Here is a 14315-nt window from a genome sequence, read left to right as displayed (position 1 = left end):
TACTAACCCAAGTTTTGTAAAAAAATGCGATCGCAAGCGCTTCGATCCGCGATCCGTCCTTACTAGGCTTTTCTAGCCCAATACGGATCTAGCTTGTTAGTTTGAACTGTTAAAAAAAAGTAAAAAAGTGCGATCGCTAGTTCTGAGGATCAATCCGTGTGAGTTGCACCAAGATAGCCCCAAGTTGGTTTAATGCGGCGTTGGTAGTACGCTGATTCTCTAGAAAATTTTGCTTAAGTTCCTCATGGCTATCGCGTAGTTCCAGCAGTACATCATCTAAAACAGCGCTACGAGCTAACACACGATTAGTATTCTCGGTCAACTCAGAGATCGCCTGAGTATTTAATTCCTGCTGTTGTTCAATGCGGGTAAGAACTTCATCATGCTGTGCAACTGTTTCTGATGTTGTAGTGGCTATCTGGGCCACTTGTGCCATCAATGGAGCTAGTTGATTAAGCATTTCAGCATGGCTTGTCAGCATGGCTTCAAGCCGATCTAATCTGTTATTTGGTGTTCCGTTATTTGTCATCGCCCTGCCTCAATCATCTTGGCGATCGCCTCTTTATCAAAACAGTCTAGATAACTTCCCAGTTCTCGAAATTGCTGGTATTTCTCCTCAGAATAGCTATCTAGTGTGAAGCCCAGAACTTCACAGAATTTGAAATAGTCAGCCCGCCAATTAAAGTTATTTAGTGCAGTAGTGAAGCTTTCTACTATCTCTAATGCTTCTGGGGGTGACTCTGGCTTATCAGCTTCGTTGGCTCCTAGTGCGTTGGTCATGCTGGCTTTTCATTCTCCTGTTTCATTCCGTCAAGAACTGATTGTTTTTCCCTGGCCCATTTGGCAATCATCTCTTCAAGTGCTTTGCTTTGGTCTGTTTCTGTGGCAGCACAGATCGTTTTAAACAATAATGCAAGGTCTTTAGGTACATAGCCAGAGATTAATCGATAGTTTGGATCACCTCTCTTGCCTCGAAGGTTGTCGCCCATAAATACTTAACAGCATAGATATTACATCTATGCTGGCATGAACTCAGAGAGTAGCAAAGTTTTTTCTTGACAAGTGTACATGAACACTTGTTATCATATCAGCAAGAACAATTGATCGGCAATAAGCCACTAATTAGCGTCCTACGAGTACCCCAACGGTTTACACAGTAAAGGGTTTAGCGTTTAGGTGCTACATCGTGATGTGTACTTATTCTGATTGCTAGCTAGTTAATATCTGATTCACATTGATTACTGTAGTAAACCCATGAAACCTAGACGGAGTAAGCATTCTACAGATTTAGACTCATTCCTTGATTTTCCATCTACCAAGACATATTTAGCTGAGGTCTTGGGTGTTAGCCGTTCTACTTTGGTCACTTGGGAGAATTTAGCTTTTTGGAGAATCCCCAGTTTCAGAGATGCCTACCCCAAAAACCACGATGGCAGTTACGACCGGGAATCACCCTTATCACCCTATCAAGCATGGGTTTTAGGGCGAGTAGGGCGATTAATGGCACAGCTACGACGGTCTGAACGAGTAAAAGGCTATATCACCAAAAACCCCAACGATTTTTCTAGATACCGCTATCAGCAAGCATTCGGGCAAATCCAAAAAATACAAAAGGGAGCGTAAATCATGGCAGCACGGAAGAGAACCACAGCGCCAACACAGGACACAGTAAGCATTCATGATGCCTGCTTAAAATACATGACGACGGAACAGAGCTTGAGACTGGCTTTAAGCCATGTTCGCCCGGATGATTTCGACACTGTAAAGGCAGTTTCAGAAGCAGATTTAGAAGCGATCGCTTCCCACTTCCAGCCACAATTACCCGAAACTTCTCCACAACAGGAGATTGAACCAGCTACAGAACAGCAACAGAATACCCTTTCTCTGCCCCAGCAAGAGCGACATTTAACAGCGCCTACCCAATCCCCAATACCTAACGCCCAACTAACGCTAATTGAGCAACTAACTAGGCAGGCATCTGAGGAGATAGCACTAGTGGACTCGATCGCCCAACTTAAAAACCAACTGATTTTAAATAACTTGGCTGTGAGAGATGCGGAGTTAGCAGAGGGCATCAATCAGCACTGGCAACACCAAAAGCAAGGATATCTGGGAGCGATTAGAGATTTGGCCAGTAAGGCTTTAGAACCTGTAGCAATTACCCCAGATGAAACTGACCTTGCCCAAGAGATTGAAGGCATCATCACCGAATTGGGAAAAAAGCTAATCGCGTGAGAGCGATCAACATTCTGTTATTTCCCCTCGACTTTGTTAACTGGTTATTAGAAAGAGTGCTAACGCCATGACTTTTACACTTTCCGACATTAAACCAGAGGTAAGCATAAACGCTAATTCGTTGCCAGAGTTAGTTTTTCAAGCCCAAGAATTACTTGAGCAAATCCGCCAACATCCACAGTTTAAGGGCTTGCGCTTCGATTGTGATGTGGCTTTTGGTGACGTTAAGCAATATTTTAATTGTCTTGAATGCGCTGTTGTTGTTGACTAGAAGTATTTAGGTGTGAAGGTTTTGCAAAATAATTTTTGCTCTCGGTATAGAGCGATCGCTGGCTCGGACAAAGTAAGCGATCGCCCAGTCATAAACCTCTATCAAGATTAACAACCAATGAAATTTTACTCTACGTTGCTAGCCATTCCCGTTATGGCTACATCTATCATGCCTAGCCTTGCCAGTTTTAAGGACAATCCACCTCAAAAAATAGTGGTAGCAGAACAGATAACCCTATCAGTAGAAAAGGTAAACCTACCAACAGAGCCACAACCACATAGAGGGCAAGGTAGGCGCTAAAAAAAAGGGGATGTTTGCCAGCATCCCCTTCAACATTTGTAAAATCCCGTTTTGGGAATGTATCTTAATTACCCAGCAATTATGCCATACAACACCTATATCAAAACGCTTTATGGATGACTTAAATAGCCACATTCAGGATGCAAAAACGGACGAAACAGAGTTAAAACAAGTCCTCAAAAAATACGATTTAGATGAGGAATTAGCGCTGGAATTTAGCGAAATTGACAAGGCATTTCGGCAATTAGAAATTAAATATCAATCCTTAATCAACACCAGAAGATTTTTCAACAATGGCAAAAATTGATACTACAAAAGCAGCCGCTAAAGCTGTAGCTGAAAAGTTGGCAGGACGTAAACAAAACTCGGCATCTAGCACTAATTCCACATCTGCTACCCCTGCCACTATTCCCATAGATAGCCGTATCCCTGGATTGTTGACCGTTACACCGGATTTAATACCGGGAATGATGCCACCATTCCAGCCCAATCAATACCATATTTCAGATCCGCTAAATCCTCCTGAAACGCTCCCACAGGCAAATCAAAGCCAATTTGACAAGGGGATGAAAATTTATGAAGGTGCTACCCGATCGCTCAAATTGACGGGAGCCGCGCTCGACCTAACACGCGAGAAATTTACTGTAATTGGTAAGCACTCAAAGGCTTTTGGTGCTGGCATCCAAGCGGCTACCGAGATTGAGAAAGTCAAAGGTAATTATTTGGATTACCTTAATCAAAAAGAGGTGACTACCCAAAAATCAGTTGCTTTAGATGTCAGCCAAGTAAAGACAATCGCTGATACAAATATCTCGGTTTACAGCAAAGATGAACTAGACCAAAAACTATTACAAGCACAAATAAAAGCTGAGGAATTAAGGCTAAAAACTGTTGAGTCACAGGGGAATCTGGCAAGCTTTAAAGCACAGTTGGGCGATTATCTGGAGGTGAAATCATGAGATTATCTCACAGCTTAGGGGTAAGTGCTTTTAGCTTGTGCGCTGGGTTGGCGATCGCTTCTGGAGGTTTCACCAACGATATAGCCAAAATAATCTCTATGCTTGGTGTGGGAGCATTGCCAGCAAGTTTTATTACTTACTTTATCGCTGATACTAAATCACAGAGATTACTAAATGATGCCGAAAGTAAAAATCAAAAAGCAGGTGAAACACTCCATAAAATAATCAGAGATTTCGACACTTGCAAGTCAAAGTTAACCAATGCTAGCAGCCAGCTAGAATCTTTGAAAGATGAACTCAAAGAAGCTCGGAATACCATCAACTCGCTAGGTCACAGCAAATTAGAAAACACGACTTTAATCGCTCAACTGCAAGCCAAGTTGAACCAAGCGTTTACCCAGTCACAGCAAGATAAACAGCGTATTGAATATTTAGAATCTGAATGTGAGCAATGGGAATTTAACTTTAAATCTCAGGTAGAGACTGAAGCTAATCAACGCTTTCAACTTGCCAAGTCTCAGGAGTTAGAGAAAATCTATACTGAGCATGACTCGATAACCAGTGAAGCTATGCAGTTATTCAGAAGGCTGCAATCCTGGGGTGAGAAGGTGGCACACGGTCATCAAAGTAAAGCTGAAATTATCAAGAGTTTAGCAAGTAGCTATAACGAAAATTTAGATGAGGTTGGGGAGGCGATCGCAAGTGAACGCCAAAATTATCTTCTGCAAATCGAACTACTAAACGAGCGTGTAGGTCAGTTACAGCAACAATTACAAGGTGATTTAGTAGAACCCCTGTATGGTGACTTTGGCTTTGATATCAACGGGAAAATCGCCAACGAAATACCGCGTACCCTGTTTAGTGATATCAGGCTAGCTTTGAGCGTTAAAGGCTTTCAGGTGAAGCCTGACGGCGTTGTAGATGTGGGTTATGGGTATTCGCGCTCTCTAAATCCCAAAGCCGTTGTAGAGGCGATTTTAAAGCACTCTGGGACAATTGCTAAAAAGCTGGGATTATTCAAAATTACTTCTGTCAGAAAGTTAGAAGTAACTGACTGTATTGTGGTCAGTTACCGGATGGAGCCAGCTATCAAAGCAGATGAAATTAAGTTGATGGTTGGGACTGCTGACGAATTTATTAACTATGTAGTCAGTCACCCAATTCGTTATCGGCTGATAGCAGATCCGGGCGTTGGTAAAACCCCAACCACTGCGGTAATGATTAGCGAAATTGTCAAAGCTGGATGCACTCGCGGCAATACTGGGAAAGGTGAGAAAGTGCCTCATACTTTGGTTACGGTATCTTACCCCGGTGCGATCGCTTCACTCAAAGATAGCAATTACCCATTAGAGCATTTTCTTAAATATGGCGATACCACAGCCGCGATTAAGTCCTTTGATGATTGTTTAGACGATGGAAATTTTAGAGTTCAAAACCCCACATTCGCTGCTAACTTCTTTCAAATTTGGGCATGGGATGAACTTGACAACACTCTAAATTCTTGCAGTGAACCATATAAGGCAGGGGAAAACCTTAAGAAGATTTTTAAACAGTTTGGACACAATAACATCGGCTGGATTGTGTCGGGTCAATCAGTAATGACTAAACAAATCCCAGGTTTTACTAATGATGATCGGTCACTTTTTACCGAGATAATTATTGGCATTCCCAAGATTAGACATTATCTAAATACCTACGGGAAAGGGAAAAATAGCGAGTCTAACCTAGCTAAGTTGACTCGTAATTTAGACGCTATAGAGGAATATATCGACCATAAAAACGAGTTAGTAACCGACGATGCGAGATTATTGAGAGTAGCCTTAGTAGTCGATTCTCGCTCACCCAAGCTTTATTTTTTACCTAATCTAGATAAAGTCAGTTTTAACTATCAAGAAATAGAGGAGACAAAGCGACTGGCAAGACTTGCCAAGTCCCCTGGCATAATTGGCAATGGACTGGTAAGCAAAAGCCCAAACTATTACACAGCAAGCGCTGACACAATGGTAAGCTTACCACCAATTTTGACTATAGAGGGTAGTTACCAATCTGGTACAATTCCCCACTGTCCCCATTGTGGGAGTGCAAATCTAAAGCTACAGAATGACAATAGATATCGCTGTTTAGACTGCAAAAAGCGCACAGTTAGCAATAAGATTATCTGGAAATAAATCAAAAATTTTGAATATTTTTCTAGCCAATCGTTATTAGGTTTCAATCCCAGTTATTGAAAATTATTTGTCCTATTTGATTCGGTGCCCAGTATCGATAATCTTTTAACTCTTCTGCACTCAAATCTGCAACATGTTCTTCTGTTGGATCAGTTTCTAAATACTCTTTACTCAGCACCTCATACCCCAAAGCCTCAAATGCAGCTTGCAACAGTGGCACATTAAAAAAAACAAATTGTATATCTTCTGTGCTGCTGAAAGCGAGCATCTGATTATTTAGCAGGATGGTGACATTCATACTGCTACAGTTGTGATATTCCCGCAACTGCATACGGCACAAGTAGTAATTTCTGTACTGTCCACCCTCTCTCACTTCTAAAACTTTTGCATGTATGGTACGTGCAACTTCATAGCAGTCAGCACGAAACTGTTTCAAATCCCAAAATTCTACGCCTCTACTAATACCTGTGGGTAATTTTTTTATCATCGTTAAACAAAAAGCATATTATAAGGAAATTTTCTATAGGAATTCTAAATCATTTGGGAACAAGGTATATATTTATAGGAACAGAGTGATCGCTAAAAAAAAACACCCTACTGCAACCAATACAGTAGAGTGTACCTTCATGACACTATTAACTTAAAAAAGATATACCTAGTAACCTATAACAATAATATAATCTATAGTTAGTTTTTATACATTAGTGTAAGTACCTATTTAGCTTTTAGGCACTTAAAAAGGGAGGTTGTTAGCCTCCCTTTGGGGTTTAGAACGGTGTTACACCTGTTTCAGCCACCTTTCTTAAATACCCTGCCCAGTACTCGCCTTCAGTTGTTTTAGGCGGGAGTCCGATGGCCGCGTCAAATTCGCCAGAGAAGCGATCGCTAGTAACTTGAGATTGTTCGGGTTTTACAATTGCAGTTAACATACAGACATCCTTATTAACGTGTGGCGGTTAGCAGCCGCCTTTTCTTATGCCTATACTAACCCTCTTAACTATATATTGGCAAGTAGGAATGTATAGGGATATTTGATTAATATTCTGATTAGTCCTCAAAATCTTTATGACTATACAAGTCAATATGTATTGACATAAGTTTACTCCTTGGTTACTATCTAAATATACGAAATTTGATTTAAGTAACTAAGGAATGCTGATATGTCAAGGCAGTTAGAAGATTCGGAAGACTTAAAAAATACTTATGTTGACGAGCGCGTTCAATGGTTACTGCCACAATTTGAGGCGATCGCCCCCTACAAGATGAATGAGCGTAAAAAGGGTGTACGAAACGAAGCTTTACTTGGCTGGGAACAGCTAGCAGCAATTGAAGCGAAAAATTTAAAATTCGCTTACCCAGATGACCGACCAGAAAGTGAAAGAGAGTATGGCACGGCATTAAGGCAGATTACTGCATTAAAAAAAGAACTTAGAAGCGCTGCAAAAACTGATTTAAAAGACGATGCTCTTTATAATCCAGTACTCACAATCATTACTCATTTTGGCAATGCTTTAAGTTACCAGTTTGCAAGTTATAAACAAAACCAAAACACTCGCTACAGAGAAACTGTCACAGAGCGTAGGGAAAAAATAAATAGGATTGAAATTGACCTTACAGACTCTCTAAAGTATGCCTACAATATTTTGACTGATATTAAAAATGGTGATGATGCTAATTGGCTCGATGTTTCTTGTGCGGTTGCACTGGCAACAGGCCGCCGTATGGGTGAAGTACATCTATCAGCCACCTTTGAAAAAATCGACACTTACACAGTTGCTTTTAAAGGTCAATTAAAAGGTAAAACCCGTAAGGTAAGACAAGGTGATAAAGCAGTTTATATCAGAGATGTAATTTTTAAAATCCCTACGTTATTACCTGCTGAATTGGTCTGTTTTGCCTTGCAGTGGCTTGATGAAAAAGGTAAACGATTTCCACAAACTGAAGACCCTGAACGAGTCAACAGACGGTTTAGTAAAACCTTAAATGAATCTTGTAAACAATGGGATATTTTTCCTAAAGATGAACGCACTTATCACAAGTTCCGTGCTGCATATTTGAGAGCAGCGATCGTAAATGATGGCAATGTTGATCCCTACGACTTTACAGACTTCGCTAAAGCAGTGCTAGGGGATGACGACGAAAACACTATCAACGCCTACAAGCGTTATGAAATTAAGCCTGGAACGCTTACCCGTATTTAATAAAATCCCTATATTAACCCTCTTGACACTATATGTATAAGAGGAATAGTATAGGGATAATAACTTAAGCAAATGTTTTAATTATGGCTAAGTGGGATGAGGTAGGGCAAGAGTTAGTCAAAAAATTGGGTAGTGTCAAAAAAGAGTCAACTATTCAAAAACTGGCAGTTGCAGTAGTTGAGCAAATTAGGGAGTCCTACGAGGAGCCTAATAGCCGCAGAACTCCATTATCCAAAGTACGTAAGGCAGTTCTAGAAGCTTTCCCCGATACCGAAACTCAAGAACATTCTTGGCAGTATTTCACTAATAAAGGTAAGGGCAATATCGAGCGATATCAGCATTTAGCGCTTAAGTACTTAACTCTTTCTACTGAAGAATGGGACGCTGTAGGGGATGAAGCAAGACAGCAGTGGAAAGCACAGCAGCAGGCTGAAAAATCAGAAATACAACTTGAGCCAGAAACGCAATTAGAGAAACAGCCTAAGTCACAGACTAAGAAAAAATCTCAAACTGTAAAATCAACCGAAAAAGAAATCACACTTAATGATATGAATAATATTTCACAATTACAATTGGATGCTGATACTCAAGCAGTAGTAGAAGCGGCGATCGCTCACTCTGGTATATCACTGGCTGATTTCGTTCGTAAAGCTTGCCAAGTGTACGCTAAAACCATCACTGGTAAAGTTAAACAGTTTTCAGAAGACTTGACAGCAGTATCTACAGAAGAATTAAAAAGTGATACTTATAAAACCCATCCTGGACGCGCTGAAGAATTGACGAGACGCGCTATTTATGCTTTAGAAATTCATAATAATAATTGCACCGAAAAAAGCCAAAAGTGGATGATTACACAGACGGCTATACAATCGCTCACAGGGAGTAAGCCAGCTACTATCAAAGCAATTCTGGAGAATTACAAAACCAGACTTGATGACCACAACGCTAAACATGAATTAAACGCATACGACAATCGCAAAGGTGGCGGTCGCCAAATTGAGAACGAGATTGATTTAGCAGTACTTGTACCAAATGGACTCGATATAGCATAGCTGTGTCTGTAGTAGTGGGGAAGGCTTTAAGATAGGGAGAAACCTTACGGGGCTAAAGGGCTGGATGCTTTGTGTTGGGAGCATCTGGGGGGATGTTGAAAATTGGATCGTCAGGTCGTATCTCGTCATCCCCGTCTGAAGGGTACTTATTAGTTATTACAAATGGGGGTGTTAAGGGTGATATCACTATGTTTGGGTTGATTATTACGTTGCCTTTGAATGTAGATTTGTTTTTAGACTTCTTTTTTGCATATCCGCCGCTAATTGTTTCTGATTCTTGATCACTAAGGTCTTCACAGTTTTGCCCTTCTAGAAATCGGGCAAAGAATGGTACAGCTTGTAAAGGCAAGTCTTCTGCATTGTTCTTAGACATAATATTCTTCCTATGCAAATTAAATCAAAGTTTATGCTGAAACCTGTAGTGTTGTATAACACATAATACATAAGAGTAGCAAGCGATCGCGCTGACAATAGCAGGTAGCGATAGTGTTCCTTTGATGTCTTCAGGATGTGGTTTCCGGAGTGTAATACGGTCTTAATCCTTACTATGGGCTGGTTTTAGGTGGATGTCGGGAAAGATGTATTTCCCGACATTTTCCCCAATAGATGACAACATCGACAATCCAATTGGTCAAAATCTTATTTTAGGGTAAAAGTTGAAAAACTTTTCTGAAACTCACTCTGGGTAGCGTTTTCAGCCGTTGTATGGCGGCTGATAGCAGCTTCGCTACTTTCTCCCCATTTAGCAAGATCAATCAAAAATCCACCTGACATAACTACGTAGTTATAACGGATTTTATCTGAGTGTATGTTTACAGTAAATTTTAGCGAAAACACTTGTGAATTAAGACAAGCAAACGAGACGCTATGGTTATCAACAACAAGCGTTTAGAAAATAATAAGTATTCGATATGAGTAAAAACCTTTGGGAGAAAAATTTGTTAGTATTACAAAAATTATCAGTAGTTAGTGTTGGAGCAATGGCTATTTTTCTAGCCACTTTAGGTAAGCCTGCTAGTGCGACTTCTTTCGTAGGTACACCAAGCCCCAATTTAAATATAAGTTTTGGAACACTTATAAATTTTGATGACAAACCAGCAGGTGTAATTAACAGTAACGACTATGTTAGTTCAGGTGTTACCTCTATTACAGGGTCTGAAACATTACAGAGGTATGCCTTCACTTTCCAAAGTCAACCTAGTTATGTTGGGACAAGTTCCTTTGATGGAAGCATAAGATTTGAGTTTGCACAACTGGTTAACCAAGTAGGAATTGGTATTGCATCAGGTGATGCAACCGCAGAAGTGTTAAAAGTTTTTGATGCCAGCTTCAATCTACTGGAATCTTTTACAGTGCCAAACGTAAACGTATCTAACATATACGCAGGTATTACCAGAAATGCTGGCGATATCAAGTATCTGGAAGTTTCTGGAAGTTTCTTCGCAGTAGACGACCTACAGTTTAGTAATTCGTCGGTTCAAAGTGTCCCAGAAGCATCGTCTATTTTGGGTTTAGTAGCAATCGGTGGTTTAGCCGTTGGAAGAATCAAACGTAGACAAATATCAGTAGCTACAACTCGGTAGGTTACTAATTAGCTTTGAGACAATGTTAGTTTAACTCAAAACAAAACATTTATTGTGATGTGGATAAAATAGTCCGTACCTATTTATATCAAAGCATTGGCTAACAAACTGTAGTCCTAACTTTTCACTGGATCTAGAAAATACAAAACTAAAGAATCCCCATGCCAATATGGTATGGGGTTTTGTTTTGTTAAAGATGTTTATATAAGCCAGCATATCTGTGGACGTAGTGAAGTTGGGAGTAGGGTGGACGCGATGCAATTAACCAAAATCCCTATAAGGGATAATATGAGTCAATTTCAAGCTTTTGGTTAGTGTCTAGCTCTACACCATTACTAGCCACAGGCGATAACATAGCCAAACTCGCTGCCGCTCCTAACACTTGATTGTCCGAAACTTCCAGGTATCTTTGTAGCTGTTCTAAGTTCCGATGCCCTGAGATTTCTTGAATAACTCTTAGTGGTATGCCAGCGTTACTCATCTGAGTTAAAGCAGTCCTTCTAAAGCTATGGCTACTCACTCCAAAAATATCTACTTGCTGACAAGCTACTCTCAAAATCCTAGCGGCTGAGTCTTCGCTGATGTGTCCATCACTGCGACCGGGAAACAAATAAATCTCTCCGGCCAGTGGGTAGTATTCAGTGAGCAACCGCCGTAAGTCTTCAATCACTGGTATAGACCTAGTAGCCAGCTTCCCCTTAGTGTTTGCTTTCCGAATAACCAGCCTGGGTCTGACATTGCCCTTGGGTGTGTAAATGTCTTGGGTGAACAGGGTACAGCATTCACGGATTCTACAGGCACTGAATAGGCAGACACCGAACAAAGCGCGATCGCGCCCGTTGTCTAAGCCATCGCTGAAAATTAGCTGTATCTCTGACTGTGTTAGAACCTTAGCGCGTCCGTGCCGATTGATTTTCATTACCAGACTGTAGATCCTGCGATCCACAGCCTACAACGATTTGACATCGATAAGCACCATCTACAGAAAGCGTGAGAATCGATTTTCTCTATACCCATGCCCCAAAAAGGGCAGATAAGTAGATATACCAAGATTGGAACGGGGAATAATCAATAAGTCAACTTTAGTTAATTAATATGCCCACAGAACAAAGCAATGAACTAGCTCGGCTATCCAGAGAAATTGAAGCCGAGCTAGAAGCAGAGGCAAATCCTTTCAATGGGGAGGAACTAATCGGGTTATTCACTGCACCACCAGAAGACGATTTTATTAACGAAGACCCCCAACCTTCCCCAACCCTTCCCAACCCTCCCAAGCCTTCCTAAAATCCGTTACAACCTTCCCCACCCGTAAGCCCTGTTATTTAGCCCTTAGAAGCGATTTAGCAAGGCTTTTATATGTATACATTTAAGGATGTTTCGTAGGGTGTAGGGCATTTTGGAAGGGTTAGGGAGGTGCGGCAACCCGCCGTCAGGCAACCCAGTTGCTAGTCAAATATAGAAATATAAGGTGAGATTTAATCACTTAAGTCTTGAAATATGAAAAGATAGTCAGATAAAGAAAGCGCTGAATCAACAGCGCAGTTAGGAAATTGGTAGGTTTATACAATAATGCTAGTATGTTGCTACTAACTGTATAGACTGATCAAAAAGTAAGGTTAATAGCGATTTTTTTATCGCTATTAACCTTACTTTTTGACCCTTGTATTTGCGTAGCTTGCCGTCCAAGGCGATCGCCCCTCCCTTCCCTTCATCCCCAATACCTGCTACCCCACTTAAATCACCAGTGAGGTTAATTTTGCGATTCTAGGGGTGTGCGTGGTGCTAGCTGTGGATTTCCCTCAGCTTGGTGTAGGCGATTGTGGCGGCGGTGTGGAAGTGCGATTAAAGGGGTGCGATCGCTATTTGTTGAATAAACATTGGGAAAGAAGTATAAATACTTATTTTTTTATAAGTTACCCGCACCAGTTTAGGATTTACCCGCACCACTTCCGCACCACTACCCGCACCAAAAACAACGTAATATCAAGGGTTCCGCACCACCCGCACCACTTTTACTAGGTTTGAAAAAACTTTGGTGAAAAATTGCAGAAAATATTTTCAAAAAAAAATCTAATATAAAGTCTATCCAACCCCTCAAAACTGGTGCGGGTGGTGCGGGATGCTTACACAGTAAGGCTTCTTGGTGCGGTAACTGGTGCGGAACTGGTGCGGGTAATCTCAAAAGTGGTGCGGAAATCGCAAATAGGAGACGCGGCGGCGGCCGTCGTCGCTTAGGCATCACAGATGCCAGTCAAAAATTCTTTGGGGAATTTTCCCGCCGATGGAGGAGACGCGGCGGGAACCGGATGAGATGAGGTGATTTTGTTCGCGGTCAGAAATTGAAAATTTTTCTGGTATTAAAACTTGAGTTGGTAGGCGATCGCTATCGTTGTCATGCAATTTTGAAGTATCACGGGAAGGGTGTAACTGTTCGTTAGGCGATCGCTAACCATAGATTTGTTCAAGCCAATCACTCAAGCTATTGCTGAAAATCCAATAGATGAAAACTGAGGTTAAGGATGGGAGCGATCACCTACGGCGGGCGGGTACGCCATCGCAGGAGACGCAGCAAGAAAGAGTGGGATAGGTTCAAGATTACTTGCATATTTTTAAATTCAAAACGTAAAAGAAAACAGCAGGTGTAAGCCAATCAAACTTAAGCAATTGGAGAAACAGTATGTTTAGCAAATTAGGTATTAATGACACAACTTTCTTTACAGAAATTCCAGATAGTGAACTTCAAAACATTAGTGGAGGCAAAGGACTTTCTCTGAATAAAATAAAGCAAGGATTCCAGAATGCCATTAAGACATTAGAGCCGTTAGGACCATGTGCAATTGGGGCTGTAGCGGGTCCTGCGGTTGGTGTTGATCCTGTTACTGGGTGTTTAATCGCCGATACAGTTGCTAAAGATTAGTACAGGTGATTCTCCTCGGTATCGACCCACAGCCACACCCCGCCGACATATGCGCAAGAGCGATCGCATTAGTTAAAGTACGATCGCCCCTTCCTTCTTCATCCCCAATACCCAATACCCAATGCCCCACTTAAATAACGAGTGGGGTTAATTTTGCGATTTTAGGGGTGTGTATGGTGCTGGCTGTGGATTTACTACCCGAAAACTGGTGTAGGCGATTGTGGGAGAGGTGGAGAGGTGCGTAGCTTGTTACCAAAGGCGATCGCTATTGTTGTCAAACAACTTTTAAGCGCGGTCATTGAAGTTATGCCAGAAAAAATGAATATTACATAACTATTTGGGAGGCGATCGCTAACCATAGATTTATTCAAGCTAACTACTCAAGTTATTGCTGAAAATCCAATGGGTAAGAATTGGGGTTAGGAGTTGGGAGCGATCGCAGGAGACGCCGCGAAGCGGTCGTCGTTGAGGCAACGCAGTTGCCAGTCCAAATCCACCAACGCCGACACAGCGAACGCGAGAGACGCGGCAACGCCGCCACACCACGCCACAGCTACCATTGCGATCGCACAGCAGGAGACGCGGCGAAGCCGTCGTCGTTCGGCAACGCAGTTGCCAGACCAGCACAG

The 14315-nt window shown here is 41.6% G+C and carries 24 protein-coding genes; 13 read left to right on the top strand and 11 right to left on the bottom strand.

Translation table 11 applies throughout. The features are described from left to right. Positions 1–136: 136 nt before the first annotated feature. Genes H6G96_RS31890 through H6G96_RS31880 form a run of 3 tightly spaced genes read right to left on the bottom strand, consistent with a single transcriptional unit; the run spans position 137 to position 989 of the window. Positions 137–529: a hypothetical protein gene (locus tag H6G96_RS31890; RefSeq protein ID WP_242063478.1), complete on the bottom strand. Its 393-nt coding sequence runs from the start codon at positions 527–529 to the stop codon at positions 137–139. Continuing rightward, a complete protein-coding gene (locus H6G96_RS31885) occupies positions 526–780 on the bottom strand; it encodes a hypothetical protein (protein WP_190917103.1) in 255 nt (84 codons plus the stop codon). The genes H6G96_RS31890 and H6G96_RS31885 overlap by 4 nt, the downstream gene beginning before the upstream one ends. Beyond that, on the bottom strand, positions 777–989 hold the full coding sequence (locus tag H6G96_RS31880; protein ID WP_190917101.1) for a hypothetical protein: 213 nt from the start codon (positions 987–989) through the stop codon (positions 777–779). The genes H6G96_RS31885 and H6G96_RS31880 overlap by 4 nt, the downstream gene beginning before the upstream one ends. A gap of 265 nt (positions 990–1254) precedes the next feature. Here H6G96_RS31880 and H6G96_RS31875 point away from each other — a divergent pair, with 265 nt between their 5' ends. The 7 genes from H6G96_RS31875 to H6G96_RS31845 all read left to right on the top strand — a co-directional run bounded on the left by H6G96_RS31875 (position 1255) and on the right by H6G96_RS31845 (position 5933). Then, entirely contained in the window at positions 1255–1623 is a 369-nt protein-coding gene (locus H6G96_RS31875; RefSeq protein ID WP_190917098.1) for a hypothetical protein, read from the top strand. A 3-nt stretch (positions 1624–1626) separates the two neighbouring features. Then, on the top strand, positions 1627–2235 hold the full coding sequence (locus H6G96_RS31870) for a hypothetical protein (protein ID WP_190917096.1): 609 nt from the start codon (positions 1627–1629) through the stop codon (positions 2233–2235). A gap of 67 nt (positions 2236–2302) precedes the next feature. Beyond that, on the top strand, positions 2303–2506 hold the full coding sequence (locus H6G96_RS31865; protein WP_190917234.1) for a hypothetical protein: 204 nt from the start codon (positions 2303–2305) through the stop codon (positions 2504–2506). A gap of 117 nt (positions 2507–2623) precedes the next feature. Continuing rightward, positions 2624–2806: a hypothetical protein gene (locus tag H6G96_RS31860; protein WP_190917093.1), complete on the top strand. Its 183-nt coding sequence runs from the start codon at positions 2624–2626 to the stop codon at positions 2804–2806. Between the two features lie 112 nt (positions 2807–2918). Then, positions 2919–3113 (top strand): hypothetical protein, encoded by a 195-nt coding sequence (locus H6G96_RS31855; protein ID WP_190917091.1) that lies wholly within the window; start codon positions 2919–2921, stop codon positions 3111–3113. Beyond that, a complete protein-coding gene (locus tag H6G96_RS31850; protein WP_190917089.1) occupies positions 3100–3765 on the top strand; it encodes a hypothetical protein in 666 nt (221 codons plus the stop codon). The genes H6G96_RS31855 and H6G96_RS31850 overlap by 14 nt, the downstream gene beginning before the upstream one ends. Beyond that, positions 3762–5933 (top strand): hypothetical protein, encoded by a 2172-nt coding sequence (locus tag H6G96_RS31845; protein WP_190917087.1) that lies wholly within the window; start codon positions 3762–3764, stop codon positions 5931–5933. The genes H6G96_RS31850 and H6G96_RS31845 overlap by 4 nt, the downstream gene beginning before the upstream one ends. Before the next feature lie 43 nt (positions 5934–5976). On the opposite strand, the gene H6G96_RS31840 is transcribed toward H6G96_RS31845, so the two are convergent. Both H6G96_RS31840 and H6G96_RS31835 read right to left on the bottom strand, forming a co-directional pair. After that, positions 5977–6420, bottom strand: coding sequence for a hypothetical protein (locus H6G96_RS31840; protein WP_190917085.1), 444 nt, complete (start codon positions 6418–6420; stop codon positions 5977–5979). Between the two features lie 280 nt (positions 6421–6700). Beyond that, positions 6701–6862, bottom strand: a complete 162-nt coding sequence (locus H6G96_RS31835; RefSeq protein WP_190917083.1) for a hypothetical protein — start codon at positions 6860–6862, stop codon at positions 6701–6703. A 231-nt stretch (positions 6863–7093) separates the two neighbouring features. Here H6G96_RS31835 and H6G96_RS31830 point away from each other — a divergent pair, with 231 nt between their 5' ends. Together H6G96_RS31830 and H6G96_RS31825 are read left to right on the top strand one after the other, a co-directional pair. Beyond that, entirely contained in the window at positions 7094–8134 is a 1041-nt protein-coding gene (locus H6G96_RS31830) for a protelomerase family protein (RefSeq protein ID WP_190917080.1), read from the top strand. An 83-nt stretch (positions 8135–8217) separates the two neighbouring features. Beyond that, positions 8218–9186 (top strand): hypothetical protein, encoded by a 969-nt coding sequence (locus tag H6G96_RS31825; protein WP_190917078.1) that lies wholly within the window; start codon positions 8218–8220, stop codon positions 9184–9186. 52 nt (positions 9187–9238) lie between these two features. On the opposite strand, the gene H6G96_RS31820 is transcribed toward H6G96_RS31825, so the two are convergent. Continuing rightward, positions 9239–9559: a microviridin/marinostatin family tricyclic proteinase inhibitor gene (locus H6G96_RS31820; protein WP_190917076.1), complete on the bottom strand. Its 321-nt coding sequence runs from the start codon at positions 9557–9559 to the stop codon at positions 9239–9241. A gap of 266 nt (positions 9560–9825) precedes the next feature. Then, complete coding sequence (locus H6G96_RS42535; protein WP_277932998.1) at positions 9826–9960, bottom strand: hypothetical protein; 135 nt, start codon at positions 9958–9960, stop codon at positions 9826–9828. Positions 9961–10097: 137 nt separating this feature from the next. Between H6G96_RS42535 and H6G96_RS31815 the strand changes: the two genes are divergently transcribed. After that, positions 10098–10769, top strand: a complete 672-nt coding sequence (locus H6G96_RS31815) for a hypothetical protein (RefSeq protein WP_190917074.1) — start codon at positions 10098–10100, stop codon at positions 10767–10769. A 274-nt stretch (positions 10770–11043) separates the two neighbouring features. On the opposite strand, the gene H6G96_RS31810 is transcribed toward H6G96_RS31815, so the two are convergent. Further along, positions 11044–11688 (bottom strand): site-specific integrase, encoded by a 645-nt coding sequence (locus H6G96_RS31810; protein ID WP_190917072.1) that lies wholly within the window; start codon positions 11686–11688, stop codon positions 11044–11046. A gap of 176 nt (positions 11689–11864) precedes the next feature. Between H6G96_RS31810 and H6G96_RS31805 the strand changes: the two genes are divergently transcribed. Together H6G96_RS31805 and H6G96_RS42530 are read left to right on the top strand one after the other, a co-directional pair. Next, entirely contained in the window at positions 11865–12053 is a 189-nt protein-coding gene (locus H6G96_RS31805) for a hypothetical protein (protein ID WP_190917069.1), read from the top strand. Positions 12054–12881: 828 nt separating this feature from the next. Beyond that, positions 12882–13004: a hypothetical protein gene (locus tag H6G96_RS42530; protein ID WP_277932997.1), complete on the top strand. Its 123-nt coding sequence runs from the start codon at positions 12882–12884 to the stop codon at positions 13002–13004. Positions 13005–13007: 3 nt separating this feature from the next. Here the strand turns inward: H6G96_RS42530 and H6G96_RS31800 are convergent, their stop codons facing one another. Then, positions 13008–13169, bottom strand: coding sequence for a hypothetical protein (locus tag H6G96_RS31800; protein WP_190917066.1), 162 nt, complete (start codon positions 13167–13169; stop codon positions 13008–13010). Between the two features lie 277 nt (positions 13170–13446). Here H6G96_RS31800 and H6G96_RS31795 point away from each other — a divergent pair, with 277 nt between their 5' ends. Next, positions 13447–13686 carry a bacteriocin gene (locus H6G96_RS31795; RefSeq protein WP_190917064.1) on the top strand — a complete coding sequence of 80 codons (240 nt, stop codon included), beginning with the start codon at positions 13447–13449 and terminating at the stop codon, positions 13684–13686. A gap of 194 nt (positions 13687–13880) precedes the next feature. Here the strand turns inward: H6G96_RS31795 and H6G96_RS31790 are convergent, their stop codons facing one another. Both H6G96_RS31790 and H6G96_RS31785 read right to left on the bottom strand, forming a co-directional pair. After that, on the bottom strand, positions 13881–14057 hold the full coding sequence (locus tag H6G96_RS31790) for a hypothetical protein (RefSeq protein ID WP_190917062.1): 177 nt from the start codon (positions 14055–14057) through the stop codon (positions 13881–13883). Between the two features lies 1 nt (position 14058). Next, a partial coding sequence (locus tag H6G96_RS31785; protein WP_190917060.1) for a hypothetical protein occupies positions 14059–14315 on the bottom strand: 257 nt, incomplete at its 5' end.

This window comes from Nostoc sp. FACHB-892, from assembly GCF_014698795.1.
GTDB lineage: Bacteria > Cyanobacteriota > Cyanobacteriia > Cyanobacteriales > Nostocaceae > Nostoc.
This window is presented reverse-complemented; position numbering and strand designations above follow the sequence as displayed.

What these genes read in the sequence shown, in the direction of transcription:
- H6G96_RS31805 (WP_190917069.1), top strand. Translation starts at nt 11,865, where the DNA reads ATGCCCACAGAACAAAGCAATGAACTAGCTCGGCTATCCAGAGAAATT.
- H6G96_RS31860 (WP_190917093.1), top strand. Translation starts at nt 2,624, where the DNA reads ATGAAATTTTACTCTACGTTGCTAGCCATTCCCGTTATGGCTACATCT.
- H6G96_RS31875 (WP_190917098.1), top strand. Translation starts at nt 1,255, where the DNA reads ATGAAACCTAGACGGAGTAAGCATTCTACAGATTTAGACTCATTCCTT.
- H6G96_RS31885 (WP_190917103.1), bottom strand. Translation starts at nt 780, where the DNA reads ATGACCAACGCACTAGGAGCCAACGAAGCTGATAAGCCAGAGTCACCC.
- H6G96_RS31865 (WP_190917234.1), top strand. Translation starts at nt 2,303, where the DNA reads ATGACTTTTACACTTTCCGACATTAAACCAGAGGTAAGCATAAACGCT.
- H6G96_RS31890 (WP_242063478.1), bottom strand. Translation starts at nt 529, where the DNA reads ATGACAAATAACGGAACACCAAATAACAGATTAGATCGGCTTGAAGCC.
- H6G96_RS31880 (WP_190917101.1), bottom strand. Translation starts at nt 989, where the DNA reads ATGGGCGACAACCTTCGAGGCAAGAGAGGTGATCCAAACTATCGATTA.
- H6G96_RS31850 (WP_190917089.1), top strand. Translation starts at nt 3,100, where the DNA reads ATGGCAAAAATTGATACTACAAAAGCAGCCGCTAAAGCTGTAGCTGAA.
- H6G96_RS31825 (WP_190917078.1), top strand. Translation starts at nt 8,218, where the DNA reads ATGGCTAAGTGGGATGAGGTAGGGCAAGAGTTAGTCAAAAAATTGGGT.
- H6G96_RS31820 (WP_190917076.1), bottom strand. Translation starts at nt 9,559, where the DNA reads ATGTCTAAGAACAATGCAGAAGACTTGCCTTTACAAGCTGTACCATTC.
- H6G96_RS31830 (WP_190917080.1), top strand. Translation starts at nt 7,094, where the DNA reads ATGTCAAGGCAGTTAGAAGATTCGGAAGACTTAAAAAATACTTATGTT.
- H6G96_RS31815 (WP_190917074.1), top strand. Translation starts at nt 10,098, where the DNA reads ATGAGTAAAAACCTTTGGGAGAAAAATTTGTTAGTATTACAAAAATTA.
- H6G96_RS31840 (WP_190917085.1), bottom strand. Translation starts at nt 6,420, where the DNA reads ATGATAAAAAAATTACCCACAGGTATTAGTAGAGGCGTAGAATTTTGG.
- H6G96_RS31810 (WP_190917072.1), bottom strand. Translation starts at nt 11,688, where the DNA reads ATGAAAATCAATCGGCACGGACGCGCTAAGGTTCTAACACAGTCAGAG.
- H6G96_RS31835 (WP_190917083.1), bottom strand. Translation starts at nt 6,862, where the DNA reads ATGTTAACTGCAATTGTAAAACCCGAACAATCTCAAGTTACTAGCGAT.
- H6G96_RS31855 (WP_190917091.1), top strand. Translation starts at nt 2,919, where the DNA reads ATGGATGACTTAAATAGCCACATTCAGGATGCAAAAACGGACGAAACA.
- H6G96_RS31870 (WP_190917096.1), top strand. Translation starts at nt 1,627, where the DNA reads ATGGCAGCACGGAAGAGAACCACAGCGCCAACACAGGACACAGTAAGC.
- H6G96_RS31795 (WP_190917064.1), top strand. Translation starts at nt 13,447, where the DNA reads ATGTTTAGCAAATTAGGTATTAATGACACAACTTTCTTTACAGAAATT.
- H6G96_RS42535 (WP_277932998.1), bottom strand. Translation starts at nt 9,960, where the DNA reads ATGTCAGGTGGATTTTTGATTGATCTTGCTAAATGGGGAGAAAGTAGC.
- H6G96_RS31845 (WP_190917087.1), top strand. Translation starts at nt 3,762, where the DNA reads ATGAGATTATCTCACAGCTTAGGGGTAAGTGCTTTTAGCTTGTGCGCT.